The following is a 25,595-nucleotide window of genomic DNA, read 5'->3' as shown; positions in this document are numbered from 1 at the left end:
CGAGGTCAAGTTCAAACCCAAAGAATTGCCGCTTACGATCGCTACCATGTGCTTCCGCCCTGAATGTTGTGCGCATGAAACATCTTTTCCATGCCTATCCAGGGCATATCCCCCACCTGCAGGATTTGTTTAGCGGATAACCCTTCGGATTAGTCGGGTTTTGGCAATGTGCGCGCCGCTCACTTGCGCAAAGCTTGCGTAAGCTAGACTCTTGCAGGACTACTCTTTACACACCATGTCGACCTCTACCATCCTGCAAGATGCCATTGCCGCCAGCGCCCAGGGCGATAGCGCTACGGCTCTTACGTTGTTCTCGCAAGCGGCGTCTGAGCAACCCCACTCCGGTGTTCCCCACCTGTTGATGGGTGCTGAGCACGCCAAATTGGGGGAGATTGACAAGGCGGAGGCTGGGTTTGCCAATGCGTTGCTGTTGGAGCCGGGTTTGCTGATCGCCAGGTACCAGCTGGGGCTGCTGCAGCTCAGTTCGGCCCGAGCAGCCATGGCGCTGGTGACTTGGCAGCCTTTGCTGCAGTTGGATGACAGCAGTCCGCTACCGCACTTTGTGAGGGGCTTTGAAGCACTGGCGCGTGACCAATTCGCCGAGGCCAGCCAGCACTTTGAGGCGGGCTTGGTGCGCAATGTCGACAACGCTGCCATGTCTGATGACATTCGCAAAGTCTTGCACCAGATCAAAGCAATACCGCAGGGCGAGGTCCGCGCACCAGCAGACCCAGAGCCCCACACCAATGGGCAGGACTTCCACTTCCTGCTCTCCAATTACCAGAACAAGGGGCCCGCGCACTAGGCAGGCGGCAGCTACCTACGGTTTAGCCTGCTTGACCAGGTCGGCCATCGAGCCACCCAAAGGTGCCGGCCTGTCAGCCAGCAGACGTCGCGCCAGTTTCTGCAGGGCTTGCGCATCTTGGGCTTCACCGCTCAAGATGCTGCGGGCATAGCGCCCTGTGAGATTGGATTTGTCCAGGCGCTCGGCGCGCTCTATATGCTCCTGGGCCTGCGCCGCTTGGTTTTGCATGGCAAATACCACGGCCAATCCGCCATGGCTTTCGGCGAAATTCCGGTCCAAGGCCAATGCGGCTTCAAAGCTCGCCAACGCTCCGCTCAAGTCCCCCAACTGGATTTGGGTCCATCCCTGTCCATGCCAGGTGCCAATGTGTTGCGGCATGGCTGCCAAGGCTTTGGCAAAGCTCTGCAGAGCCTGATGCAACTGTCCCGCCAATAGCTGGGCAAACGCCTGCACAGACCAAGCACGCCCGTCAGCCGGGCTGAGCTGCAGGGCTGCCAGCGCAAACTTTTGCCCTTCGGCGGCATTGGCGGCAGCCAAGGCCAATGATGCTTTGGTGACCAGTGCCTCTAGTGGGCGGTCCTGCTCAGACAGTTGCTGCAGTGCCATATTGGCCCAGCGCTGGGCGCTCACAACATCGGAGGCGTCCACCGCAGCCAGACTGGCAATACTGGCGGCCTGCGGGCTCAGGTGCCCTTGGGACTCAGCATGCTTAGCCCAAAGACAGGCACGCTCCAACTCACCCGTTCTGTGCAATGCACGCAACCACAATTGTTGCGTGACAGGGCCCGCGACTGGCTGTGCGTCGACTTCCAGGAAACCCTGTAGTTGGGCAACACAGGCGGCAAAGTTTGCCTCTTGAAAGTCGATAAAACCCAGGTTGTGCGCGACGGCCAAGCGGAACTCAGGGGGCGTATCGCCCATACCGGACAGGGTTTGCAGGTGGGCGCGTGCCTGCGACCAAAGACCTTGCGCCAGCCAAAAATCCGCCTCATGCAAGGCCCACACCAAGGATTGGCCTTGCAAGGCCTGGCCATTGCGCAAATGGCCAGCGGCGCGATCCCACTCTGCGCAGGCCAATGCCGCATGCAAGGCATCGACCAGCAATGCCTCATTGCCAGGGTCGGACTGTAGATAGGCCTCCAACTGATCCAGCCGGGCACGGGCACCATTGTTGGCGCCGGGGGCCGCTGATGCGGCGGAAGCGAGGGGAGAGGCAGCGTCCGTCATAAGGTTCCGGTTTTGTATGTTGGGTAGCATGAAGCTGCAAAATTTATAGCAAACTTTGCATGAGCGACGAGGGCTACAGGCCTATTTTGCATTCATGCCCATGCAACAACCCCATACTGGGTATGAATCCGGGGTCAAAAACCTTGCTGCATGTTCCATCAAGTCGATCAGAACGGAATATCGTCATCCATGTCATCAAAGCCACTGGCCGGACGCGGAGGCGGGGCCTGGCGGGCGGCGGGGGCTGCCGCTGCGGGGCGCTGGGGTGGGGGTGCCATGCGGCGGGGGGCGGGAGCGCCGCCACCTTCGTCACCACCGCCGTCACCACCGGGGCCACCCATGCCTTCGCGGCCGCCCAGCAGTTGCAGTTCGGTGGCGATGATGTCCACGGTGTTCTTTTCGACGCCAGACTGGTCGGTGTACTTGCCGTACTTCAGGCGGCCTTCCACATAGATGGGGCGACCTTTTTTGACATATTCGCCGGCGATTTCGGCCAGGCGGTCGTAGAAGGTGACGCGGTGCCACTCGGTGGATTCGATGCTTTCACCGGTGTTTTTGTCCTTGCGGCGGCTGCTGGTGGCCACGCTGACATTGGCCACGGCCTGGCCGGACGGCAGGTAACGGATTTCGGGGTCGCGGCCGCAATTGCCGACCAGAATGACTTTGTTTACGGATGCCATGGTGTTCCTAATGGGGTTGGGGCCTGAGGAGGGGAGTTTATCCGGCCTTGGCTTGGGGGTAGGCAGGTAAGGAGGCGGCCCAGGCAGCCAACAGTCATTATCATGGTGGGTTTCCCTGAAACGCCGTTCATCCCCTCCCCCTCTCCTTTCCGTGGGCCACGACCTTGAACTCTCCTACTGACGGCACCTACCTTGCCCGGGCATTGCAGCAGCAAACCATCAGCATCCGGGGTGCGCGCACCCACAATCTGAAAAACATCGACCTGGACATCCCCCGCAACCAGTTGGTGGTGATCACCGGTTTGAGCGGCTCCGGCAAGTCCAGCCTGGCCTTTGACACGCTGTACGCCGAGGGCCAGCGCCGGTATGTGGAGAGTCTGTCTACCTACGCCCGCCAGTTTCTGCAACTGATGGACAAGCCGGATGTGGACGTCATCGAAGGCCTGTCGCCCGCCATCTCCATCGAGCAAAAGGCCACCAGCCACAACCCGCGCTCCACCGTCGGCACGGTGACCGAGATCCACGACTACCTGCGCCTGCTGTTTGCCCGCGCCGGCACGCCGTATTGCCCGGACCATGGCCTGCCGCTGCAAAGCCAGACCGTCAGCCAGATGGTGGACGCCGTGCTGGCCCTGCCCGAGGACACACGGTTGATGATCCTGGCCCCGGTAGCGCGCGAGAAGAAGGGCGAATTCCTGGACGTGTTTGCCGAGATGCAGGCCCAGGGCTATGTGCGCTTTCGCGTCAACGGCAAGACCTATGAGTTTGACGACCTGCCCGCGCTGAAGAAGACCGAGAAGCACGACATCGACGTCGTCATCGACCGCCTCAAGGTGCGCCCCGAGTTGCAACAGCGTCTGGCGGAGAGCTTTGAGGCCGCACTGCGCCTGGCCAATGGCCGCGCCATTGCGCTGGAGATGGATGCGCCGGATAGCTCCGAAAATGATAGTGACCTACCCAGTAATGGCGAGGGCTACAGCCCGAAAGAGCATTTGTTCAACGCCAAGTTCGCCTGCCCCATCTGCAGCTACTCGATCCAAGAGCTGGAGCCGCGGCTGTTCTCGTTCAACTCCCCGGTAGGCGCCTGCCCCAGCTGCGATGGCCTGGGGCAGCAGGAGTTTTTTGACCCGGCGCGTGTCGTCGCGTTTCCGTCCCTCAGCCTGGCCAGCGGCGCCATCAAGGGCTGGGACCGGCGCAATGGCTACTACTTTTCGATGCTAGAGAGCCTGGCCAAGCACTACAAGTTTGACATCGAGGCGACATTTGAATCCCTGCCAGAAGCGGTGCAAAAAGCCATCCTGCATGGTTCCGGCGACGAAGAAATCAAGTTCAGCTACGTGATGGACTCGGGCGCCTCGCAGGGCAAGAAGCTGACCAAGAAACACTCCTTTGAGGGCATCGTCCCCAACATGGCACGACGCTACCGTGAGACGGATTCGGCCCTGGTGCGCGAAGACCTGTCACGCTACCGTAGCACGCAACATTGCCAGGCCTGCGCCGGCTCGCGCCTGCGGCTGGAGGCCCGCCACGTCAAGGTTGGCGAAGGCGACCAAGCCCGCGCGATCTACGAGATCAGCCGCTCCACGCTGCGCGAAAGCTACGCCTATTTCCAGACGCTGACCATGCACGGCGCCAAGGGCGATATCGCCGCCAAGGTGGTGCGCGAGATTGGCCTGCGGTTGAAGTTCCTGAACGACGTGGGCCTGAACTACCTGAGCCTGGACCGCAGCGCCGAGACGCTGAGTGGTGGCGAGAGCCAGCGCATCCGACTGGCATCGCAAATCGGCTCCGGCTTGACGGGTGTGATGTATGTGCTGGACGAACCCAGCATCGGCCTGCACCAGCGCGACAACGACCGCCTCATCGACACACTGAAACACCTGCGCGACATCGGCAACAGCGTTTTGGTTGTGGAGCACGACGAGGACATGATGCGCGCGGCCGACCACATCATCGACATGGGCCTCGGCGCGGGCGTGCACGGGGGGCGCATCATCGCCCAGGGCAACTTCGACGCCATCCAGTCCAACACCGAATCGCTGACCGGCCAGTACCTGGCGCAGACGCTCAAGATTGCAGTACCCAAACGCCGCACGCCATGGCTGCCTACGGTGGCAACACAACCCTACAAGCCGGCCGACAAGGGACAACGCTACGTGCCCAGCCCGGCCGCCGTGCGCCGCGCCGAGCGCGAAGCACAGCACCTGGCCACGCAGGGCAACCTGCAGCGGCTGCGCGTGGTCGGTGCCAAGGGGCACAACCTGAAGGACGTCACGGTGGACTTCCCCGTGGGCTTGTTTACCTGTGTGACAGGCGTATCCGGATCAGGCAAGTCCACCCTCGTCAACGACACGCTGTACGCCGCCGTGGCCCGCACCATCTACCGCGCCCACGACGAGCCGGCACCGCACACGGCCATCGAAGGCATCGAGCACTTCGACAAGGTCATCAACGTGGACCAATCCCCGATTGGCCGCACTCCGCGCTCCAACCCCGCCACCTACACCGGCCTGTTCACGCCGATACGCGAGCTGATGGCCGAGGTACCGACCGCGCGCGAACGCGGCTACGGACCTGGACGCTTCAGCTTCAACGTGGCCGGCGGCCGCTGCGAGGCCTGCCAGGGCGATGGCATGGTCAAGGTGGAGATGCACTTCCTGCCCGACGTGTACGTGCCTTGCGACGTCTGCGCCGGCATGCGCTACAACCGCGAGACGCTGGAGGTGCAGTACAAGGGCAAGAACATTGCGCAGATCCTGGACCTGACGGTCGAGGCCGCGTATGAGTTCTTGCAGGCTGTTCCCACCATCGCACGCAAGCTGCAGACGCTGCTGGATGTGGGCCTGTCCTACATCAAACTGGGCCAGGCCGCTACCACACTGTCGGGCGGCGAGGCGCAGCGCGTCAAGCTGGCGCTGGAGCTGTCCAAGCGCGACACCGGCCGCACGCTCTACATCCTGGACGAGCCCACGACCGGCCTGCACTTCGCTGACATCGACCTGCTGCTCAAGGTACTGCACCAATTGCGCGACGCCGGCAACACCATTGTCGTCATCGAGCACAATCTGGACGTCATCAAGACCGCCGATTGGCTGATCGACATGGGCCCCGAGGGCGGTTCCGGCGGCGGCACAGTGCTGGGCGTGGGCACACCGGAAGACATCGCGGCCAACCCGGCCAGCCATACCGGGCGCTACCTGCAGCGGCTGTTGTAGGCCCAAAGCAGGAGCACCCGCAGGGGGTGTGCCCGCCGGGGCTTCCGTGCTATTGTGTGGCGTCGGTCAGCCAATATGGTGCGATAAGCCCCCAACGGAACCCAATAGCCACCCCTGACATGCTTTTGTTTGAGCGCAATGTCGAAGTCGACCGCCTGGCAGGGGGACTGGATGGCGCGCGCACGCCGCAGGACGCGTTGCAAACCCTGGTCACACTGGCCTGGTACCTGCGCCAGCGGGACAATGTGCGGGCCTGCACACTGGCCATCAAGGCCCGAACCCTGTTGGCCACCCAAGCCCCCGCGCTAGCCCCGCGCACGGCGCAGTCTCTGCAAGCCCGGCTGGACCTGGTGGATGCCGAAACCCACTGGCTGCTTTCCGACTTTGACCACGCCAGCGATACGGCGCGCGGCGCGCTGGCCCTGTTCACCGCTTGCCAGGACCCCATTGGTTGCGCCGATGCCTATGGCATTCTGGCCTCGGTGTATTCGGGCACCGGTGACCTGCCCCAGCGCGACAACAGCCTGGTCGCCGCCGTGGAGCATGCCCGCCAGGGCGGCGACCTGCAGCGCGTGGATTTTTTCGAAGCCAACCGGGCGCGCTATGCCGTGCTGCGCGACGTGCGCGAGAGCGACCGGGTCTGGGGTCAGCGCTTTGCCGATGATGTGTCGGGCATACACCCCAGCGCGGCAGCCAGCATCCACTCCTACTTCGCCACCCGCGACTACAACTCTGGCCACTTCGCTCGCGCGCTGGTGCAGTTTGACCAGGCGTTCGAGGCCGCCGACGAGTCGGGCCAATTACTGGTCTCCGTGGTCGTGGCCGTCAATGCGGGCAGCACCTACGAGGCGCTGAACGACCACGATGCGGCGCTGGAGTGGCTGCAGCGTGGCCTGGACCTGGCACGCACCACCGGTTGGGCCGTTGCCTTGGGCCCCTGCCTGCGCCAGATGGGCGAGATCATGGGCGCCATGGGGCGGCTGGACGCGGCCCAGTCCATGCTGGACGAGGCCATGCAGATCTACGCGCCGCTGCGCAACTCGCGCAACTTCGGCTCGGTGCTGACCTCCTTGGGCGAGCTGGCGCAGAAACGTGGCGACTATCCCCGCGCATTGGCCCTGTTCCGCCAACAGGCCGAGCGGGCCCAGCACCTGGGCCAGACCGACCAGGTGATCGAAGCCCAGACCGGTGTGGCCAATGCGCTGTTGCAACTGGGTGAGGACACGGAGGCCGAGGCGGCTGTGGTACAGGCCTTGCACATGGCGCAGCACCAGGGCGCGGCCATACTGGAGGTGAGTGCGCAGCGGCTGCTGGCCCGCATCCATGCGTTCCGGGGCCAGCGTGCCACCGCGATGGAGTGCCTGGAGCAGGCCCTGACCACGGCGCGCAAGGTTGACGGCTACCTGATACCCAGCGCCCTGCTGCTGGCGGTGGCCGAAGAGTATGCCCATGCTGGCCGTTACGCAGAGGCCTACCAGCATGCGGTGCAGGCGGGCGTGGCCCGCGAGCGCATGCTCAACCAGGAGGCCTCGAACCGGGCCACGGCCATGCAGGTGCGCATGGACACCGAGCGCGCCCGCGCCGAGAGCGAATTCCACCGCCGCCAGGCCGAGGCCGAAACCCGCCGCGCCGCGCTGTTGCAGCAGAGCAGCGACACGCTGAAGCTGCTGGGCGCCATAGGGCAGGAGATCACCTCGCAACTGGACAAGGAGCACGTATTTGGCGCCATCGAGCGCCACATGCACGGGCTGCTGGATGCGTCCAGCTTCTCGATCTACCTGATGGACCCCGACGGCCAAGCCCTGACCTCGGTCTTTGATGTGGAAGAGGGGCAGCGCCTGCCACCCGACCATGTGCGCCTGGACGACCCCAACTCGTTTTGCGCACGCACGGTGCGCGAGCGCCGCGAGCTGCTGATCGACTTCACCAACCCCGAGCAGTTACCCAACTATGTGCCCGGCACGCTGGTAACGCTGAGCGCGCTGTTCGCACCGCTGACGATTGCCGACCGCGTGATGGGTGTCATGACGATACAGTCCACACGGCCCAATGCCTACGCCGAGAACGAGCGCCTGGTCTTTCGCACCCTGTGCGCCTACACGGCCATTGGCCTGGATAACGCCATGGCCTACACCCATCTGCGCGATGCCAAGGACCAATTGGTGGTGCACGAAAAGTTGGCCGCACTGGGCTCATTGGTGGCCGGTGTGGCCCATGAACTCAACACCCCCATTGGCAACAGCCTGCTGACCGCCAGCACACTACAAGAAAACACCAAGGCATTGGAAGCCGCGGCCGCCAGCGGCAGCATGCGCCGCAGCATCTTGTCGGACTACATCGCGTCGTGCCGCGAAGGCCTGGAATTGGTGACCCGCGGCCTGCGCTCGGCGGGTGAGCTGGTGCAAAGCTTCAAGCAGGTGGCGGTGGACCGTGCCACCGAGCAGCGGCGCACCTTTGACCTGCTGCGCACCAGCCAGGAGGTGGTGGCCACACTCCAGCGCAGCATCCAGGTGGCCGGCCACCGGCTACAGATCGACATCCCCAGCGGCATCGTGCTCGATGGCTACCCCGGCCCCTATGGCCAGGTGTTGACCAACCTGGTCAACAACGCGGTGCTCCATGCGTTTGGTGCCCGCAAGGGCGGCAGCATGCAATTGCAGGCCCAGGTGCTGCGCGGTGTGCAGGTAGAGGTTCGCTTCAGTGATGATGGCGTGGGTATTGCCGCCGAAAACCTGAAGCGGATTTTTGATCCCTTCTTCACGACCAAGCTGGGCCAGGGCGGCAGCGGCCTGGGCATGTCCATCAGCTACAACATCGTCACTTCGCTGTTTGGTGGTGAGCTCGAAGTGGAGAGCACACCGGGACAAGGAACTTGTTTTATTTTGCGCTTGCCCCTGGTAGCGCCGCACCACCCGGAAGACAACCAGCACCTCGCACTGGATTGAGCACCGGTCGGGGCCACGTTTTAGCTTTGCGCCCGCAACAGAACTGGGGTAAGCGCCGCTGTTCGTGTCCCCCGCCCTTCGGGCTCCTCCTTTACCTCACTTTGACGCTCACCCCAGTTCTGCTGCTCGACACCTATGTGGTCTTATTTGGCTGCGGCGCTTGGGCGGTCGGCAACCCGGTCGCGCCATGCTTGCAACGCGGGCATGCCTTCGCGACCAGGTTGGAACTTCATCAGCCGGGCAAACTCGATGGCGCAAAAAGCCGTGATGTCGGCAATGGTGAAACGCTCGCCTGCCATCCAGGGTTGGCGCTCCAGCACCTTGTCAAACCAGACCGCAATCTCCCGCACTTTTTGCGCCTGCGAAACACCAAATTCCGGAAACTGCGGCTGCTCCAGCGGAGCCAAGCCGGGGTGCGTATGGCGCACGACGTTGGCAATGCCGGCCAGCAAATACAGTTCGGCGCGGCGGTCAGCCATCTCGATGAAGGCGCGCTCCTCGGCGTTGGCCCCCATCAGATTGGGCTCGGGGTGCAGGCCCTCCAGGTAGGTGCAGATGGCGCGGGTCTCGGTCAGCACACGGCCGTCATCCAGTTCCAAGGCCGGCACCTTGGCCAGCGGGCTCTTGGCACGGAAGGCCGCACCCTTGTGCTCCTGCGCGTTCAGGTCCACGGTAACCAGGTCCAAGCCGGTGATGGCCTTTTCTGCCATGAACATCAAGACACGGCGCGGGCTGGGCGCACCGGGAGAGTAGTACAGCTTCATGTTCAGACGCCGGACGTACGGGACTGGCCCATCTCGACCATGCTGCGCGCGGCCTCGGAAAACTCTTTGGCTTTTTGCTCACCGTCACGCGCCAGGTCCATCTTGGCCGGCGGGCTCTCAATGCCCTTTTGCACCGCAGGGCGTGCCCGTATGGCCGCCAGCCAGCGCTGCAGATGGGGCAAGTCATCCACCTCCACGCCCGACCAGCGGTGTGTGCGCACCCAGGCCCAGTTGGCAATGTCGGCAATGGAGTAGTCGCCCGCCAGGTATTCGTGGTCTTTCAGGTGGCCGTCCAGCACACGGAACAGGCGCTTGGATTCGCCCTGGTAGCGGTCTATGGCGGGTTGGATCTTCTCGGGGAAGTAGCGGTGGAAGACATTGGCCTGACCCATCATGGGGCCTACGCCGCCCATCTGGAACATCAGCCACTGCAGCACGCGGGAGCGGCCCTTGACGTCACTGGGCATCAGGCGCCCGGTTTTTTCGGCCAAGTAAATGAGGATGGCACCAGATTCGAAGACGGCAAAGTCGTCTGCCTCCCGATCCACGATGGCGGGGATGCGGCCATTCGGGCAAATGGCCAGGTACTGGGGCTGCTTTTGTTCGCCCTTGGACAGGTCCAGGACCTTGAGCGTGTAGGGCAGGCCCAACTCTTCCAAGGCGATGGATGCCTTGTAGCCATTGGGCGTGGCGGCGGTGTAGAGATCAATCATGGGTAGCCATTATGGAGGGCTACCCAGAAAGCCTTAGACGAGAAAGCCCATATTCGACGGATAGTCCGGCCTGCCGGCCGCGGCGCCAAAGCGCCGCAGATTGGGCAAGATGCCCGCCAACTCGCTATCGGCCACGCCAAACCAGCTGGCCAGTGTGGCGGCATATTGGTCCACCGACGTGGTGGGCAACAAGCGGCCCTGCCCCACATGCCACTGGTCTTGCGCGGCCGTTGTATTGGTCACGCTGACCGGTGGCGCACTGCCGTAAAAGGCCGCGCCCCGCACGGCCCCGCCGACCACAAAATGGTGGCTGCCCCAGCCGTGGTCCGAGCCGTCACCGTTGGAGGTCAGCGTGCGCCCAAAGTCTGATGCGGTAAAGGCCGTCACCTTGTTGGCCACGCCCAACTCCACCGTCGCGTTGTAGAAGGCGTTCATCGCATCACTGACCTTGCCCAGCAGGGTCGGGTGTTGCGCGATCAGGTTGTCGTGCAGATCAAAACCGCCAATGGACACCAGGAACACCTGGCGCTTGGCGCCCAAACCATTGCGGGCTCCGATCAGGCGCGCGACCAGTTTGAGCTGATCGGCCAAGGAATTACCCGTGGGGAAAGCCGTGGACACCGTCGATGCGGCCAGGCCGGACGAGATTTGCGCTTCGGCACCGATGGCGCGGGTGGTGACCCGGTTGTATTCGTTCTCCAGCGTGTGGGTGCGCGTCTGTTGGACCAGGCTCGCCAGTGCCGTCTTCACCGCACTGGATCCGTAGACATTGCTCTTGACCCCGTTGATGGGCACAGCGCCGTTGGTGCTGACCTGGTAGGACAGGGCACTGTCACCCGACAAGAAGACCGCATTGCCGGTCACGTTGATGCAGGTGAACAATGCGTTGCCATTGCCGGCCAGGGCCAGGTCGCCGATATTGCCGCCCCAGCCAATCGTGGATCCTTCGGGCGACGACGACTGCCAGATGGATTGCTGGTCATTGTGCGAAAACAGCTTGGGCGGCAGCGGGTAGTTGGTGCGGTCCGAGCTGAGGTATTGGGCCTTGGTCAGCGGCACGACCAGCGGACCGACATTGAGCTGTACCGCAGCGCGACCGGTGTTGAAGAGATTGGCCATACCCGTCATGGATGGGTGCAAGGCATATTGGCGCCCACCCGGCAGTGGTGTGGAGGGGTTGAGCAGGGTTGCGCCCAGCGTCGACTTGGCCAAGGCAATACCGCCCGCTGTCTGACCGGCACCACCGCCGCGTATGGTGGCGTACTGGTTATAGCTGGCGTCGTCGTAGGTGACGACGGTGTTCGCGTAATCGTTGCCGCCGTAGAAGAACACGCAGACCAGGGCCTTGTAGTCGGAGGCATCAAAGGCCGCGGCCTCCCCCATGGCGGCCAGGTTCAGCGCGAATGGCAGGGCAGTACCGGTGAGGGCCAGTTGGGCGCTGCGGCGCAAAAAGGCGCGGCGACTGTGTTTGTCGGGATCAAGCAAATGCATGGCAGATCCTATTTCTCTATTTCTGGATGAGGTATTCGCTGGACGCCATGACCAGCAAAACGGCGGCCGCCACGCGGTCACGCTTGGCACTGTCGGTACTGGCGGCAGTAACTGCCGTGGCATTCAACGCATTGACGATCAGGGTCTGGTTGGCGGCTGACATCTGGCCCGCGCACAGCAGCAGGTTCAGCCGTTTGACCAGGGCGGTGGTGTCCAGCACCAAGGCCAATTCGGCGGTATAGGCTGCGGTGATGTCAAAACCATTGGTCGCGTTGCTGGCACTTTGCGGCAGGTCGGGTGCGTTAACAAAAATGCCGCTGCGTATCGTGGTCTGCATGGCATTCAAGTAGCCACCCACGCTGCTCTCGTTGACCAATTGGAACTCCGGCGCAGGGGTCTGGCTGGCGCTCAAGGCTGTGCTGGGCGGCACATAACCGGGGCGGAAGAAGTTGAACACGCTGGGTGAGCGCAGCGGGCTTTGGCCGATCTGGGTGGCCGGGTTGCTGAGGTCGCCAATCTTCCAACTGCCGCGCGCCGAGCTGATGCCGAAGGTGCGGCCCCATTGCACCAAGCGGACCATGGGCTCGCGCAGCTTGCCAAAGCCGGTCTGCGCCAAACCCGCCGGGCCGCGGGCCTCGTCATCCAGCAAGATCGCGGTAAACACGGCCGACAAATCGCCGCGCACACCGGCGCCATTGTTGTTGAAGGCGCTGGCCACGCGGGCCACATAGGCCGGGCTGGGGTTGCTGGTGACCAGGCGCTGGATCATCTGCTTGCCAAAGAACGGGCCCACATTGGGGTGGTTGAACAGCGTGTCCAAGGCCATCTTCAGCGCGGCCACACCGTCGGTGTTGGCGGGCACCGTGGTGCCGAGGAAAGTGGCCGCCAGCGTGGAGTGGTTGTTGGCCGTCAGGCGCATCGGGATGCGCGTGAACACGGTGTTGGGAATGTTGCGGTTGTTCACCGGCTCCAGCGTGTAGACATTTTGCGTCTGGTCGAAGTCCCAGCCCGTGAAGATGCGGGCAATGTTGGTGATGTCGCTTTGCGTATAGGTCTCGATCTTGTTGCCGTTGGCGTCACGCTTCTCAGTGCCATCGGTGTTCAACTGGTACAGGCCCAGTGTGAACAACTGCATGACCTCGCGGCCATAGTTCTCGTCCGGCGCTCGGCCGGTGGCGGTGTTTTCCTTCAGATTGCCCTTGGTGTTGAGGTAGTACCCCATGGCCGGGTTCAGGGTCACATCTTGCAGCAGGTTGCGGAAATTGCCGAAGGCATTGCTGGAGAGCATGTCCCACCAGGCTGCAATGGCATAGCTGCGCCAACTGAAATCCAGGCCCGCCAGCGACACCACAAAGAACTCGGACAAGGCCAGGGCGATGCGTTTGCGCACTGCGTCGCTTGCGGTCATGAGCTGGTTCCAGATCATGTAGTCGCCGGGATAACTGTTGTCGTAGTAGTTGGTGGCGCTATTGATGCTGCCATAGCCCCGCTGGTCCAACCAGGCGAAACCGGTGGTGCCGGTGGGCACAGCCATCTGTTCGCGCAGCCAGGTCGCATAACCTTTGCTGCGCACGCTGGCGATCTCAGCGTCCGACGCGGAGAACTGGGCCTGTAACAAGAACCGCACTGCCTCTTCGTCGCTGGCCGCCGTGGTGTAGAGGGGGCCAGTCGGCGCTGCCGGTGTTGTCGTCGTGCCGGTACCGGGTGCCGTGGTCGCAGGACTGCCGCCGCCTCCACCGCCGCCGCAGGCTGTCGCCAAGACCGACGAGGCTGCCAACGCGGCACTGAGTTGCGCTGGGTTGACCGGCTTGCGTTCGACAACATCCCATGTTGCAGCCGGCTCGCAATCCACTGTTTCTGAGACACGCATATTCATTTCACACCTGTTACGACCAGAGGTGCAGCTTAGCGGGAATCTCGGATCGCGATCGTGACAAATACACGGTGCCACACCGCAGTGTGTTACGACGTGTAACACCGCCCCCAAGGGGTCGCATGGACCCTTGGGAGGCGCCGGCGAGAACGCCTATTTGGATGCTTGCAGCAGCGCGCGGGTGCGCAAGGCTTCCGTGCGGGCGGCCGCGGCGAAATCGGCTCCGGCCGATGCATACAAAATGGCACGAGACGAGTTGACAACGATGGGCGCCGCAGTTTCACCATTCGCAGCACTGCGCCAGCCGGCCTTGACGGTAGCCGCCGCATCGCCACCCTGGGCACCCACGCCGGGGATCAGCAGGGGCAGCGTGGGTGCCAGCGCGCGCACCCGTTCGATCTCGGCCGGGTAGGTAGCACCCACCACCAGGCCCAGCTGACCATTGAGGTTCCACGGGCCTTGGGCCAGGCGCGCAATGTGCTCGTACAGCAGCGGTTGGCCCTCGACCGAGGCCAGGCGCTGGGACTGCAAATCGTCACCGCCGGGGTTGGAGGTACGGCACAGCAAAAAGGCTCCTTTGCCGTGGTACTTGAGGTAGGGCGCAACGGAGTCAAAGCCCATAAAGGGCGACAGCGTGACGGCGTCCGCACCGTAGCGCTCAAAGGCTTCGATGGCGTACTGCTCGGCCGTGCTGCCGATGTCACCGCGTTTGGCATCCAAAATGACCGGCACCTGGGGTGCGGCACGGCGCATATGGGCGACCAGCTGTTCCAATTGGGCTTCGGCGCGGTGCGCGGCGAAGTAGGCAATCTGCGGCTTGAAGGCCATGGCTACGTCGGCCGTGGCATCGACGATGGCCGCGCAGAAGTCATAGATGCGGTTGGCATCGCCGCGGTATGGGTCAGGGAATTTGGCGGGGTCCGGGTCCAGGCCCACACACAACAAGGAACCGTTTTGGCGCTCGGCGGTGCGCAACTGGTCGAGGAAGGTCATGGCCCCCATTGTAAGGAGACCTACACCCCGAGACGTTTCAGACTTTGCCTTCCAGTACGTCAATGGCCAGGCACAGGTCCGCCCATGCCTTGGCCTTGTCGGCGCTGGCGCGCAGCAGGACCTTGGGGTGGTAGCTGACGATGACAGGCACACCCCGATAGCGGTACACCTTGCCCCGTTGCTTGCCCAGCGGCAGGGCGGCCTCTTGCGGATGCTCTTCCAGCACCAACTGCGCGGCGAAACGGCCCAGTGCCAGGATCAGCTTGGGCTGCACGATGGCCATTTCGCGCTGCAGGTAGTGCGCACATTGGCTCAACTCCGCGGCCTGCGGCAAGCGCCCCATGGGCGGGCGGCATTTGACGACATTGCTCAGGTAGGCCCCCTGGCGACCCTGACCATCACGGCTGGCGCCAACGGCCTTGAGCATATTGTCCAGCAGCACGCCGGCCTGCTCCACAAAGGGCTGGCCCATGCGGTCTTCGTCTTCGTCGGGGGGATCGCCCAGCACCAGCCAGTCGGCCTGCACCGGTGCGTCCGGCAGATGCAGCGTGCTGTGCTTGCGCCCGGCGCACAGGCCACAGGCTTGGCACGTCGCCGCAGTGGCGCGCAGGTCGGCTCCGTCCAATGATTGCAGGCCCATGGCCGCTCCGGCGACCACGGCCGCGTCGCCAAGCGGGTAGCCGCCCGCGGTCGGCGTAGCAGGCACTTGCGGTGGCTCGGATCGCACAACAACACGAGGAGGCTGCGGCGCTGCATCGGGGCGCGGAACGGATGGCTGCGCGGTGGCGGGCTGTGCCATGGGCGCCAAAGCCTCCGCAACCACTGCAGTCTCGGCTGACGGTAGCCACACGTGCACGCCCATCTCTTGCAGCATGGCACGTTGGCGGTCATCGAGTTCTAGGCTCATGGTAGCGGTTCGAGGGGTTTACAGGCGCAGGCCCATGACAACCGCATCTTCGCGTTTGCCATGGCCAGACGGATAGTAGTCCTTGCGCAGGCCCACGCGGGCAAAGCCGCCCGCTTCGTACACCTGCAGAGCCCGCGTATTGCCCACACGCACTTCCAGCCACACCCACTGGGCGTTGCGGCCACGGGCCCAGACAGCCAGCGCGTCCAGCATGACGCGAGACCAGCCCTGGCCCTGGAATTCGGGTGCCACGGTGATGTTGAGCAAGTGCACCTCTTCCACACCCTGCATGGCGACGAAGTAACCCAGCAGCGTATCGTCGGCCAGCAGCATCTGGGCCTGGTAGCCCGCCTGCAAGGCATCCAGAAAATGGGTGCGGGTCCAGGGGTGGGGGTAGGCGCGTTGCTCCACCTGCAGCACCGCGTCCACACGCTCGGCGCTCAGGGGCTCGAACTGCACTTCGACCGATGGTACGGGGCTGGCGCTGCGCATGGGCTCAGGGGGCGGCATTCGCAGCGGCCTGGGCCGCGGCCTTCTCGGCCATACGCTCGGCCGTGGTCTTGGCCACCTTGTCGCGAATATAGCTGGGCAGCGCCTGCTCGGCCGGCACGGCATGGCCCGCCGCCAGCAACCCCGGTGCCAGGCGCAGCATGGCGGCTGCGGTGGGCAGTGCGGGAATGCGCTGGGCCGAGGCAGCTGCCGGGTCGTGTGCGGCGACGCGCTCCCCGTAGACAGCAAACACGTTGCCAGCCAACAGCCATGGGGTCTGCGCCGTTGTGGGCTCCATCGCCATGCGGCGCAATTGCTCGGGTTGCACCAGGCTACTGTTGCCCAAGGCCGTCCACTGCCCGCCAGCGTTGAAGGCAAAGCTGGCGCAGTACATCTCGTCCATGCGGGCGTCCAGCAAGGCGGTCACTACGCCATCGGCCTGGCTTGCCAAGGCGGTATGCCGCGCGTCTTCGGCGACGGCCAGCAGAGAGTCCACGGCCAGCACCGGCACGCCGGCACCAAAGGCCAGGCCCTGGGCCACCGAACAGGCGGTGCGCAGGCCGGTGAACGAGCCCGGTCCGCTGCCAAAACAGATGGCATCCAGGTCCTGCAGCGACACCGCAGCCTGCTCCAGCAAAGCCAGGATGGCCGGTATCAAATCGGTGGACGCCTTGGCCCCGCCGGTGGCCGTGTGCTGCCATTGCTGCACCTGCCCGCTCTGCGTACGGCAGACGGCGATGGACATGGCCTCGGTCCCGGTGTCAAACGCCAGCAGATTCATGGTTTCAGCCAAGTCATCATTGCAAAATCAGCCTCCAGCCCTCGCCGTTGCTATATCTATCGCTTCTGATTTGATAGCAATTGCCGCACTCTTGCGCACCCCGAACACAATGCCCGCGGTGACCAGTGCCAGCCCGGCCAGCAGGTTCCACACCAAGGGCTCACCCAGGATCAAGGCCGCCGCAATGGCCGACAGGCCGGGCACCACGGCCGTGATCATCGTGGAGCGTACCGGACCAAAGTGCTGGATCATCTTGGTGAAGGTGATGCCCGAAATCACGACCGAGCCCACGCCCTGGAAGAACATCTGGAAGGTGACGTCGTGCAGCGGCGCGGTGAACACCCGGCCCGGCACACCGTGCATAAGCAGCAGCACCGTATAGACCGGCACGTAGGTCAAGAATGCAAAAACGGTGATGGCGATGGTGGCGCGCACGGCGTCCAGCGCATAGCGGCGCACCAGCACGCTGTAGCTGGACCACACGAAGGAAGCCAGCATGAAGAGCACGTCGCCCCGCCACACGCCGCTGCCATCCAGCGCATGCAAGAGGCTGGCCCCGCCGACCAGCAGATCACCCCCGACGATCAGCGCCAAACCCAGTGCCCGCACCGGCGTGATGCGGTCGCCCAGCACCACCACGGCCAGCAGCGCCGTCCACAGCGGCAGGCTGCCCGGCATCAGCACCGAGGCGTGGGCCGCTGGAGCAAACACAAAGCCGCTGTAGGCCAGCATGGCATACAGCAGACCGCCCAGCACGCCGGTGACCAGCGTCTGGCGCAGCGGCAACGGCGACAAGCCGAAGAGGGAACCCGCGCCGGGCTGTGTGCGCCGGTCGCGGCGCACCAGCCACCAGCCCCAGGGCAGCAGGATCAGGCTGGCGCCCCAGATGCGGGCATAGACGATGTCAAAGGGGTTGAGTACACCGCCACGGGCCGGATCAGCCGAGGCACGCGCAATGACGATGAAGGACGTCCAGATCACCACCGTGACCACCGCCGCCAGCATGCCCACAGTTTTAGGCGACAGGGTAGGCAGGGGGTTCAGGGAGCGTGTGGACATTGTGTCGATTATCGGGGATGCACAGAGGCCATGCCCCACACGGGATAATCCTTGGCATGTCCATTTGCACACCGCCACAGCCCCCCCGCCAACCCCGCGCCGGAGCGCTGCAACGGTGGCTCGTTCACTGCGCAGCTGCGAGCCTGGTGGCCGGTGTAGCAGGCCTGGCACAGGCCCAGGGGCTGCCCGCCGAAGTGGATGCGGCGCTGGCCCGCGCCAAGATTCCGCGTGAGGCCGTCTCCGTGTTGCTGGTCGATGCCCAAGGCCAGGCCGCCCCCCGGGTCAGCCACCGCGCCAATGTCGCGATGAATCCGGCTTCGGTGATGAAACTGGTCACGACCTATGCGGCGCTGGACCTGCTGGGACCGAGCTACACCTGGAGCACGCCGGTGTTTATGGATGGCCCGGTGCGCGATGGCACGCTGCAAGGCAACCTGACGATACAAGGCCAGGGTGACCCCCAGCTGGTGCTGGAGCGCCTGTGGCTGCTGCTGCGCCGCGTGCAAGGCATGGGCATACGCAATATTGCGGGCGACATCGTGCTGGACAACAGCGCGTGGAACGTCCCGCCGAGCGACCCGTCCGCCTTCGACGGCGAGCCGCTCAAGCCCTACAACGCTGCACCCGATGCCTTGCTGCTCAACTTCAAATCGGTGGTCATGACCTTCGCGCCCGAGCCCGGTGGCGCGGTGGCCCGCGTGCAATACGACCCGCCGCTGGCTGGCGTGCAAATGCCCGCCACCGTACCCCTTGTGGTCGGTGACTGCAACGACTACCGCAGCGCATTGAAGGCCGATTTCAGCGACCCCAAGCAAATCCGCTTTGCCGGGGGTTACGTGCAGAGCTGCGGCGAGAAGGTGTGGGCCGTGGCCTATGCCGATCCCAAGAGCTATGCCGTTCGCGCCGTGCAAGGCCTATGGCAGGACATGGGCGGCAAGCTGCAGGGCACGGTGCGCATGGGCGGCTTGGCAGGCACGACCGCGGCCGCGTTCAAGCCCGCCTTTGAAGTGCGTTCGGCACCGCTGGCCGAGATCGTGCGCGACATCAACAAGTACAGCAACAACGTGATGGCCCAACAGGTCTACCTGACGCTGGGCCGCGTGCTGACTCCACCGGCCGCGCGCCCCGGCTCTACCGATGCGGTCACCGCACCCGGCAGCTTCGAAGCCTCGCACAAGGTGGTGCAGCGCTGGTGGACCGAGCGCTTGGGTGCCGACGATGCGCCGGTGCTGGAAAACGGCTCAGGCTTGTCACGCAACGAGCGCATCAGCGCCAATGCGTTGGGGCGTTTGCTGCAATCGGCCTATGCCTCGACCTTGATGCCCGAGCTGATGAACTCGCTGCCCATCAATGGCGTGGATGGCACACTGCGCCGCGCCAAGAGCCGCAACAATGGCATTGCCCATCTGAAGACCGGCAGCTTGAATGAGGTGGTGGCTGTAGCCGGCTATGTGCATGCCGCCGCCGGCAAACGCTACGTGCTGGTCGTCCTCGTCAACCACCCTAACGCCCGCGCCGCACGGCCGGCCATCGATGCGATGGTCGATTGGGCTTCTAAATAATTTATGCAACTCTCAGAATTAGTAGGCTACGCAGCCGCCTTCCTCACCACCTCCAGCTTTGTGCCGCAGGCCGTGCACACCTTCAAGACCAAGGACGTGCAGGGCATCTCATTGGCCATGTACAGTGCCTTCGTCGTGGGCATCTCGCTGTGGCTGGTCTATGGGGTGATGCTGGGCTCCTGGCCCATCGTGATTGCCAATACGGTGACGCTGACATTGGCCGTGGCGATATTGGCGATGAAGCTCAAATACCGCTGAGAACTGGCCCACCGTAGGGCCGTCCCTAGGTGGGCACGCCCCCTCGGGGGGCAGCGACCCGCGCAGCGGCGGAGCGTGGGGCAGCACTTTACACATTTAAGGCAAGCCACCCAAAAAAAGTCGGTGTTTACCCCATGGTCCGGCCAGACCAAGCATTCCATAATTTAGCGTTCAAAACGAACGGTCGTTCTATTTTACTGGAGAGCACAATGAAACAATGGAAATGGGCAGCGGTCGCAGCAAGCTGCGCGGTGATTTTGGCTGGTTGCGGCGGGGCGAGCGATGGCTCCAACACCACGCCCAAGACCGTGACAACCTCCGTCAAAGTCTTTGGCGACAGCATCATGGACAGCGGCACCTTTGGCTACAAGTTCACGATCCAGAACTCCGACACGGCCAATCCGTTCCTGATCTTCCCCGAAATCGTTGCCGCCAACTTCGGCGTCAGCAACCTGTGCTCCTTCTTCCGCTTCAACGGCACGACCTTCGTACCCAGCGCCGCGTGCAGCAGCTATGCCGTGGCCGGTGGCCGCATCAATAACCTGACCAACACCTCCGCCCCCAGCAACACCGTGCCCTGGTCCATCCCGTTCCAGATGGCTACCGGCTCTGCCACGCTGAGCGCCAACGACGTGGTCATCATCGACGGCGGCGGCAATGACATCGCAGATCTGGTGGGCGGCTACCTGGGCGCCACCACTCCCGCGGGCATCAACAACTACGTGACCCTGCTGAGCACCCTGCTGCCATCTGCCACCGTCGCTGGCATCATCGGCAGCACGCCAACCGCCACCAGCCTGGGCACCGCTGCGGGCGCCTACGCACAGGCCCTCGGCACCACACTGGCTGCGTCCATCAAGGCCAACGTGGTCTCCAAGGGTGTGACCCGCATCATCGTCGTCAACACCACCGACGTCACCAGCACACCCCGCTTCCAGGCCGTTCTGGCTGCGGTGGCCGCCGCCGGTGGCACCGCACAACGCGATGCCGTCCAATCCGCCGTGCGCGCCTGGACCGGTGCGCTCAATAGCGCGCTGGCCGCCGGCCTGGCTGGCACCAATGTGCAGCTCTACGACCTGTTCACCGAAGGCGCCAAAATCAACGCCAGCCCCGCACAATATGGCCTGACCAACTCCACCACGCCCGCCTGCCCCAAGGTCACCGGCGGCGTCAGCAGCGTGGGCCTGGCCGCGCTGGACTTCCCACAAACCGTGGCGGCTTGCACCACCGCCAATATGTCGGCCAACATCCCCGTGGGCGAGACATCGGCCAACTGGTGGAAGACCTATGCATTTGCCGACCAGTTCCACCCCACGCCCGCACTGCACCAGTTGATCGGCCAATCCATCAACCTGCAACTCGCCAAAGCTGGCTGGCTGTAATCCACGGAGCATCACCATCATGAAAAACACAGTGAAATTCCTCTTGATCCCAGCCGTTCTGGCATGCGCGGCTGCGGCCCAGGCACAAACGGCAGGCACCTGGATGGCACGTGCCGGCGGCACCACCATCACGCCCAATGTCTCCAGCGGCGACCTGAGCACACCCAGCCTGCCCGGCACCAAGGCCAGCATCAACAGCTCGACCAAGGTCTCGGGTGGCATCACCTACATGCTGGACAGCAACATCTCCATCGACCTGCCCTTGTCCGTGCCCTTCCAGCACGACATCTCGGGCGATGGCGCGGTGCTGGGCGTCGGCAAGATTGCCGATGTGAAGGTGCTGCCCGTGACGCTGCTGGCCCAATGGCGCTTCATGGAAGCCAATTCGGCCTTCCGCCCCTACCTGGGTGCCGGCATCACCTATGCCAGCTTCTACGGCGCGCGTTCTACCTCCACGCTGACCGCGATCTCGGGTGGCACTCCGTCCAATCCCACCACGCTGTCGATCGACTCCAAGTGGGCCGCCACCGTGCAACTGGGTGCAGCCATGGCACTGAACAACAACTGGTTCCTTGATCTGAACTTCACCTACACGCCGCTGAGCACCCGCACGACGCTGTCCACCGGCCAGACCCAGGACATCAAGCTGGACCCCAGCTCGGCCAGCCTGACCGTGGGCTATCGCTTCTAATCCGGCCTTTTTTCGGGTATCTCCTCCAAAAGCAGCCTTCGGGCTGCTTTTTTTTGTGGGATGCTTGAGTTCTTATGTACGCGCAACATTTCGGACTCACGCAAGACCCGTTCTCCATCGCACCGGACCCGCGCTACCTCTTCATGAGCGAGCGCCACCGCGAGGCACTGGCCCACCTGCTGTTTGGTGTGACCGGCCCGCACAAAGTGACCAGTGGCACGGGTGGCGGCTTTGTGCTGCTGACCGGCGACATCGGCACCGGCAAGACAACAATCTGCCGCTGCTTCCTGGAGCAGATTCCGGCCGACTGCCATGTGGCCTACATCTTCAACCCCAAACTCACCGTCATCGAACTGCTGCAGTCCATCTGCGAAGAGTTCCACATCGCGCTGCCACAGGCGGCCACTGCCAGCCCCAGCGCCAAGCCCTACATCGACGCCTTGAACGCCTTTCTGCTGCAAAGCCACGCAGCGGGACATAGCTGCGTGCTCATCATCGACGAGGCGCAAAACCTGCAAGCCGATGTGCTGGAGCAATTGCGCCTGTTGACCAATCTGGAAACCAATGCCCGCAAGCTGCTGCAGATCGTACTGATTGGCCAGCCCGAATTGCGCACCATGCTGGCGAGGCCCGAGCTGGAGCAACTGGCGCAGCGGGTGATTGCGCGCTTCCACCTGGACGCGCTGACCGAGGCCGAGAGCACGCAGTACATCCAGCACCGCCTGGCGGTGGCCGGCCAAGCCGGCCCCCTGCCGTTTGACCGCAAGGCCTTGCAAGCGATCCACCGCCTGGCGCGTGGCGTGCCCCGGCGCATCAACCTGCTGTGTGGCCGCGCGCTGTTGGGCGCCTGGGCCAACGGTCTGCACCGCGTCACACCGGCCGTTGTTCGCAAAGCGGCAGCCGAGGTATTTGACACCGAGCACGGCACGCCCCATGCGACCCAGAGGGTTGGTAGGACCTGGCTGCTGGCAGGCGCTGGCGTTCTGCTGGGTGCGGCTGCCACGGCGGCTTTCACGCTATCGGGCCGCCCGCCGGCAACGCCAAGCCCCACAGCGACCCCGGCTACACAGCCGGCCGGCAAGGCCGCAAGCGCGCCAGTGTCAGCGGCTTCTGCCACCGTCCCTATGCGGCCACCGTCTTCGCCTACAACGGGGGCATCCAGTGCCAGCGCAACGGCAGCACCCACCACCAGCACCACGCCGCTGGCAGACATCCTGCCCCAACTGCCACAAGACAGCGCGCAGGCCTGGGCCAGCCTCGCCGTGCTGTGGCGACTGCCCGGCACCAGCGCCAATGCAGACCCCTGCGCAGCAGCCGCTGACCAACCGCTGCAGTGCTACCGCACGACCAAATTGAACCTGCCACTGTTGCGGCAACTGGACCGCCCCGGCATCCTGACGCTGCAGGCCGACGATGGCAGCACGCGCTACGCCGTGTTGGTGGGCATGGACGACCAGACTGCCAACTTGGCGGTGGGCAAGACACAGTCCCGCGTCAGCCTGAGCCAACTGGCACGGCATTGGCGCGGTGCGTTTGCGACGCTGTGGCGTGTGCCCGATGGCTACAACCCGGCCGCACGGGGTGGCGTGGCCGGCCCCGCCATTGCACAACTGGCCCGCCAGCTCAACCAATTGGATGGCCTGCCTGCGGACACCGCCGTGCCCCAGCAGTTGGAACCCGAATTGAAAAACCGCGTACGCGAATTCCAGCGCAGCCACGGCCTGCAAGCCGATGGACAGCCCGGCCCCATGACCTATATGCAATTGGAAAGCGCACTGGGCGCCCACACGCCCCGCCTGCTGGCCAGCGCCGCACGCTAGCCGACGACGGCGCAGAACTACAAACACCATGTCCTACATACTCGACGCACTCCAACGGGCCGACGCCGAACGCGAACGCGGCGGCGTGCCCACACTGCACGCCCGCCCCCTGAGCCACCCGGCACCGCGAGGCCGCTTGGCACCCTGGCAACGCACCGGCTTGGCGATCGGCACGCTGGCGGTGCTGGCCGCCGCCGCTGTGGGCTGGTGGATATGGCGTGCCGCACCTGCACCATCCCCCGCTGCGGCGATAGTGGCTACTCCTGCGGTTCCTGCAGCCGTTCAGACGTCAGCCCCCGCACCCGCTGCGGTGCCGGCGATTGCAGCAGCCACACCGACGCCCCCCGCCGTTGCGGCCGCACCGGCTGCGGCCCAGACACCCAAGCCTGCCATAGCAGCGCCGCCTGCCGCCAGCCCCAGCGCAACGGCGCCATCCCTACCCAAGACGCCAGCAAAGCCCGCTGTAACTGCTGCCACAACGCCGACGGCACAGCCCACCCCGCAAACCGCGGCGCCCACGCCCGGCCCAGCCCCCTGGCTATTCGAATTGCCCGAAGCCACGCGCCGCCAGATTCCAGCAATCACCATCAACGGCGCGGTCTACTCCGAGAACCCGGGGCAACGCCTGCTGCTGGTCAACGGCCAGGTCCTGAACCAAGGCAGCCAGGTCGCACCGGACCTGACGGTGGTGGAGATCCGCTCCAACAACTCGGAATTTGATTTCAGGGGTACGCGCTTCAGGTTGGCGCACTAAGCGCCGCAGGGCGGCGTGGTGCGCCAGGTTTCGCCGCTGGGCCGCCCCAAGGCGAAGCGGGACCCCTCGGGGGGCAGAGAGCTACGCGTAGCGAGCGAACGTGGGGGTGCAAGCTATGCACTAGCGCGCTGCAAGCGGTCCCGCACGCCTTCCCACTCCAGCGTGTCGGGCGGGGTTTCGACCCAGATCAGCTTGACGCCATGGTCGTCAAAGCCGCGCAGCGCGGCGAACAACTGGTGGGCCGTGGCGGCGGCGTCGTCGGGCATGCGGCGCAGCAGGATGGACAGCGGCACCTTCTTCAGGGCCGTGCGCGCGTAGACGGCGATGGTGGGCTTGGTGTCGGAGCCTGCGGCATACATCACGTCGCCCAGCATGTTGACCGCGGCCTGCAAGGCCTTGGCGTCCATCAAGCGCACGGTGGCAGAGGGCGCGTAATGCGACTCCAAAGTGCCGGAAGCCTTTGGAGCATCTTTGGCCTCTGGCCCTCGCTCCTGCTGCTCTAGCAGCTCTTCATTTGATAGCACTTTCAGACCACACGCCTGCTCAACCTGCAGCCGGCTGATGGAGCCGGGGCGCAGCAGCACCGGGGTGCCGCGCGTGCAGTCGATGATGGTGGACTCTATACCCAGGTTGCAGGGGCCGCCATCCAGTATCAACAGTTCGGGGCCTAGCTCGCTGTCCACATGGGCGGCGGTGGTGGGGCTGACGCGGCCAAAGCGGTTGGCGCTGGGTGCCGCAATGCCCCACACCGGCTCTTGGCCAGGCGGCGCGTCCTGCAGGGCGCGCAGCACGGCCTGGGCTGCGGGATGGGCCGGGCAACGCAGGCCAATGGAGTCTTGACCACCCGCAGCAGCCGTACCCACGCCAGCGCGGCGCGGCAGTATCAGCGTCAGTGCGCCAGGCCAGAAGGCCGTCATCAACTGTTGCGCAAAGGCTGGCACCTGGGCCGCGAAGTGGGCCACGGCGGCCTTGCCGCCGTCGTGCGCCGACACATGGACGATCAGTGGGTGGTCAGCCGGCCGGCCCTTGGCCACAAAAATCTGGGCCACGGCCGCATCGCTGCTGGCATCGGCCCCCAGGCCATAGACGGTCTCGGTGGGTAGGCCCACCAGGCGGCCGGCGCGCAGTGCGTCGGCACAGGCGGTGATGGATGCGGGATCGGATGCGCTCAGGATCATAGGGACGA

The 25,595-nt window shown here is 64.3% G+C and carries 21 protein-coding genes; 9 read left to right on the top strand and 12 right to left on the bottom strand.

Annotation, left to right across the window (positions count from 1 at the left end):
- Positions 1-235 precede the first annotated feature (235 nt).
- A complete protein-coding gene (locus AC07OO_RS24935; RefSeq protein WP_495084867.1) occupies positions 236-805 on the top strand; it encodes a hypothetical protein in 570 nt (189 codons plus the stop codon).
- Between the two features lie 15 nt (positions 806-820).
- On the opposite strand, the gene AC07OO_RS24930 is transcribed toward AC07OO_RS24935, so the two are convergent.
- Complete coding sequence (locus AC07OO_RS24930; protein WP_495084866.1) at positions 821-2,032, bottom strand: tetratricopeptide repeat protein; 1,212 nt, start codon at positions 2,030-2,032, stop codon at positions 821-823.
- 167 nt (positions 2,033-2,199) lie between these two features.
- The gene (ssb, locus tag AC07OO_RS24925; protein WP_495084865.1) at positions 2,200-2,712 is read right to left on the bottom strand and encodes a single-stranded DNA-binding protein; all 513 of its coding nucleotides are present in this window, start codon (positions 2,710-2,712) and stop codon (positions 2,200-2,202) included.
- A gap of 164 nt (positions 2,713-2,876) precedes the next feature.
- Here ssb and uvrA point away from each other — a divergent pair, with 164 nt between their 5' ends.
- Together uvrA and AC07OO_RS24915 are read left to right on the top strand one after the other, a co-directional pair.
- Complete coding sequence (gene uvrA / locus AC07OO_RS24920) at positions 2,877-5,927, top strand: excinuclease ABC subunit UvrA (protein WP_495084864.1); 3,051 nt, start codon at positions 2,877-2,879, stop codon at positions 5,925-5,927.
- A 119-nt stretch (positions 5,928-6,046) separates the two neighbouring features.
- Entirely contained in the window at positions 6,047-8,872 is a 2,826-nt protein-coding gene (locus AC07OO_RS24915; RefSeq protein WP_495084863.1) for an ATP-binding protein, read from the top strand.
- A 143-nt stretch (positions 8,873-9,015) separates the two neighbouring features.
- Here AC07OO_RS24915 and AC07OO_RS24910 read toward each other — a convergent pair whose 3' ends face one another.
- The 9 genes from AC07OO_RS24910 to AC07OO_RS24870 form a co-directional block, all read right to left on the bottom strand.
- Positions 9,016-9,636, bottom strand: coding sequence for a glutathione S-transferase family protein (locus AC07OO_RS24910; RefSeq protein WP_495084862.1), 621 nt, complete (start codon positions 9,634-9,636; stop codon positions 9,016-9,018).
- Positions 9,637-9,638: 2 nt separating this feature from the next.
- A complete protein-coding gene (locus AC07OO_RS24905; protein WP_495084861.1) occupies positions 9,639-10,349 on the bottom strand; it encodes a glutathione S-transferase family protein in 711 nt (236 codons plus the stop codon).
- A 33-nt stretch (positions 10,350-10,382) separates the two neighbouring features.
- Positions 10,383-11,840 carry a DUF1501 domain-containing protein gene (locus AC07OO_RS24900; protein WP_495084860.1) on the bottom strand — a complete coding sequence of 486 codons (1,458 nt, stop codon included), beginning with the start codon at positions 11,838-11,840 and terminating at the stop codon, positions 10,383-10,385.
- Positions 11,841-11,856: 16 nt separating this feature from the next.
- Positions 11,857-13,710 (bottom strand): DUF1800 domain-containing protein, encoded by a 1,854-nt coding sequence (locus AC07OO_RS24895; RefSeq protein ID WP_495084859.1) that lies wholly within the window; start codon positions 13,708-13,710, stop codon positions 11,857-11,859.
- A 156-nt stretch (positions 13,711-13,866) separates the two neighbouring features.
- On the bottom strand, positions 13,867-14,706 hold the full coding sequence (gene pyrF / locus AC07OO_RS24890) for an orotidine-5'-phosphate decarboxylase (protein ID WP_495084858.1): 840 nt from the start codon (positions 14,704-14,706) through the stop codon (positions 13,867-13,869).
- Positions 14,707-14,743: 37 nt separating this feature from the next.
- Positions 14,744-15,613, bottom strand: a complete 870-nt coding sequence (locus tag AC07OO_RS24885) for a uracil-DNA glycosylase (protein ID WP_495084857.1) — start codon at positions 15,611-15,613, stop codon at positions 14,744-14,746.
- Between the two features lie 18 nt (positions 15,614-15,631).
- Positions 15,632-16,105, bottom strand: a complete 474-nt coding sequence (rimI, locus tag AC07OO_RS24880; protein WP_495084856.1) for a ribosomal protein S18-alanine N-acetyltransferase — start codon at positions 16,103-16,105, stop codon at positions 15,632-15,634.
- 4 nt (positions 16,106-16,109) lie between these two features.
- Positions 16,110-16,883 carry a tRNA (adenosine(37)-N6)-threonylcarbamoyltransferase complex dimerization subunit type 1 TsaB gene (tsaB, locus tag AC07OO_RS24875; protein WP_495084874.1) on the bottom strand — a complete coding sequence of 258 codons (774 nt, stop codon included), beginning with the start codon at positions 16,881-16,883 and terminating at the stop codon, positions 16,110-16,112.
- A gap of 27 nt (positions 16,884-16,910) precedes the next feature.
- Positions 16,911-17,942: a DMT family transporter gene (locus AC07OO_RS24870; protein WP_495084855.1), complete on the bottom strand. Its 1,032-nt coding sequence runs from the start codon at positions 17,940-17,942 to the stop codon at positions 16,911-16,913.
- 56 nt (positions 17,943-17,998) lie between these two features.
- Here AC07OO_RS24870 and dacB point away from each other — a divergent pair, with 56 nt between their 5' ends.
- The 6 genes from dacB (at position 17,999) to AC07OO_RS24840 (ending at position 24,409) form a co-directional block, all read left to right on the top strand.
- Positions 17,999-19,504: a D-alanyl-D-alanine carboxypeptidase/D-alanyl-D-alanine endopeptidase gene (gene dacB / locus AC07OO_RS24865; protein WP_495084854.1), complete on the top strand. Its 1,506-nt coding sequence runs from the start codon at positions 17,999-18,001 to the stop codon at positions 19,502-19,504.
- A gap of 3 nt (positions 19,505-19,507) precedes the next feature.
- Positions 19,508-19,762 (top strand): SemiSWEET transporter, encoded by a 255-nt coding sequence (locus AC07OO_RS24860; protein ID WP_495084853.1) that lies wholly within the window; start codon positions 19,508-19,510, stop codon positions 19,760-19,762.
- A 209-nt stretch (positions 19,763-19,971) separates the two neighbouring features.
- Entirely contained in the window at positions 19,972-21,144 is a 1,173-nt protein-coding gene (locus tag AC07OO_RS24855) for an SGNH/GDSL hydrolase family protein (RefSeq protein WP_495084852.1), read from the top strand.
- 19 nt (positions 21,145-21,163) lie between these two features.
- A complete protein-coding gene (locus tag AC07OO_RS24850; RefSeq protein ID WP_495084851.1) occupies positions 21,164-21,835 on the top strand; it encodes an OmpW/AlkL family protein in 672 nt (223 codons plus the stop codon).
- Positions 21,836-21,909: 74 nt separating this feature from the next.
- A complete protein-coding gene (locus AC07OO_RS24845; protein WP_495084850.1) occupies positions 21,910-23,655 on the top strand; it encodes an ExeA family protein in 1,746 nt (581 codons plus the stop codon).
- Between the two features lie 28 nt (positions 23,656-23,683).
- Positions 23,684-24,409 carry a general secretion pathway protein GspB gene (locus AC07OO_RS24840; RefSeq protein ID WP_495084849.1) on the top strand — a complete coding sequence of 242 codons (726 nt, stop codon included), beginning with the start codon at positions 23,684-23,686 and terminating at the stop codon, positions 24,407-24,409.
- A gap of 113 nt (positions 24,410-24,522) precedes the next feature.
- On the opposite strand, the gene AC07OO_RS24835 is transcribed toward AC07OO_RS24840, so the two are convergent.
- Positions 24,523-25,587 (bottom strand): L-threonylcarbamoyladenylate synthase, encoded by a 1,065-nt coding sequence (locus AC07OO_RS24835; RefSeq protein ID WP_495084848.1) that lies wholly within the window; start codon positions 25,585-25,587, stop codon positions 24,523-24,525.
- Between the last annotated feature and the right edge of the window lie 8 nt (positions 25,588-25,595).

The organism is Rhodoferax sp. GW821-FHT07G04 (assembly GCF_059418585.1).
Note: the sequence above shows the minus strand (reverse complement) of the source record. Positions and strands in the feature narration are given on the sequence as shown.

What these genes read in the sequence shown, in the direction of transcription:
- AC07OO_RS24935 (WP_495084867.1), top strand. Translation starts at nt 236, where the DNA reads ATGTCGACCTCTACCATCCTGCAAGATGCCATTGCCGCCAGCGCCCAG.
- AC07OO_RS24930 (WP_495084866.1), bottom strand. Translation starts at nt 2,032, where the DNA reads ATGACGGACGCTGCCTCTCCCCTCGCTTCCGCCGCATCAGCGGCCCCC.
- ssb (WP_495084865.1), bottom strand. Translation starts at nt 2,712, where the DNA reads ATGGCATCCGTAAACAAAGTCATTCTGGTCGGCAATTGCGGCCGCGAC.
- AC07OO_RS24915 (WP_495084863.1), top strand. Translation starts at nt 6,047, where the DNA reads ATGCTTTTGTTTGAGCGCAATGTCGAAGTCGACCGCCTGGCAGGGGGA.
- AC07OO_RS24910 (WP_495084862.1), bottom strand. Translation starts at nt 9,636, where the DNA reads ATGAAGCTGTACTACTCTCCCGGTGCGCCCAGCCCGCGCCGTGTCTTG.
- AC07OO_RS24905 (WP_495084861.1), bottom strand. Translation starts at nt 10,349, where the DNA reads ATGATTGATCTCTACACCGCCGCCACGCCCAATGGCTACAAGGCATCC.
- AC07OO_RS24900 (WP_495084860.1), bottom strand. Translation starts at nt 11,840, where the DNA reads ATGCATTTGCTTGATCCCGACAAACACAGTCGCCGCGCCTTTTTGCGC.
- AC07OO_RS24895 (WP_495084859.1), bottom strand. Translation starts at nt 13,710, where the DNA reads ATGCGTGTCTCAGAAACAGTGGATTGCGAGCCGGCTGCAACATGGGAT.
- pyrF (WP_495084858.1), bottom strand. Translation starts at nt 14,706, where the DNA reads ATGACCTTCCTCGACCAGTTGCGCACCGCCGAGCGCCAAAACGGTTCC.
- AC07OO_RS24885 (WP_495084857.1), bottom strand. Translation starts at nt 15,613, where the DNA reads ATGAGCCTAGAACTCGATGACCGCCAACGTGCCATGCTGCAAGAGATG.
- rimI (WP_495084856.1), bottom strand. Translation starts at nt 16,105, where the DNA reads ATGCGCAGCGCCAGCCCCGTACCATCGGTCGAAGTGCAGTTCGAGCCC.
- tsaB (WP_495084874.1), bottom strand. Translation starts at nt 16,883, where the DNA reads ATGAATCTGCTGGCGTTTGACACCGGGACCGAGGCCATGTCCATCGCC.
- AC07OO_RS24870 (WP_495084855.1), bottom strand. Translation starts at nt 17,942, where the DNA reads ATGTCCACACGCTCCCTGAACCCCCTGCCTACCCTGTCGCCTAAAACT.
- dacB (WP_495084854.1), top strand. Translation starts at nt 17,999, where the DNA reads ATGTCCATTTGCACACCGCCACAGCCCCCCCGCCAACCCCGCGCCGGA.
- AC07OO_RS24860 (WP_495084853.1), top strand. Translation starts at nt 19,508, where the DNA reads ATGCAACTCTCAGAATTAGTAGGCTACGCAGCCGCCTTCCTCACCACC.
- AC07OO_RS24855 (WP_495084852.1), top strand. Translation starts at nt 19,972, where the DNA reads ATGAAACAATGGAAATGGGCAGCGGTCGCAGCAAGCTGCGCGGTGATT.
- AC07OO_RS24850 (WP_495084851.1), top strand. Translation starts at nt 21,164, where the DNA reads ATGAAAAACACAGTGAAATTCCTCTTGATCCCAGCCGTTCTGGCATGC.
- AC07OO_RS24845 (WP_495084850.1), top strand. Translation starts at nt 21,910, where the DNA reads ATGTACGCGCAACATTTCGGACTCACGCAAGACCCGTTCTCCATCGCA.
- AC07OO_RS24840 (WP_495084849.1), top strand. Translation starts at nt 23,684, where the DNA reads ATGTCCTACATACTCGACGCACTCCAACGGGCCGACGCCGAACGCGAA.
- AC07OO_RS24835 (WP_495084848.1), bottom strand. Translation starts at nt 25,587, where the DNA reads ATGATCCTGAGCGCATCCGATCCCGCATCCATCACCGCCTGTGCCGAC.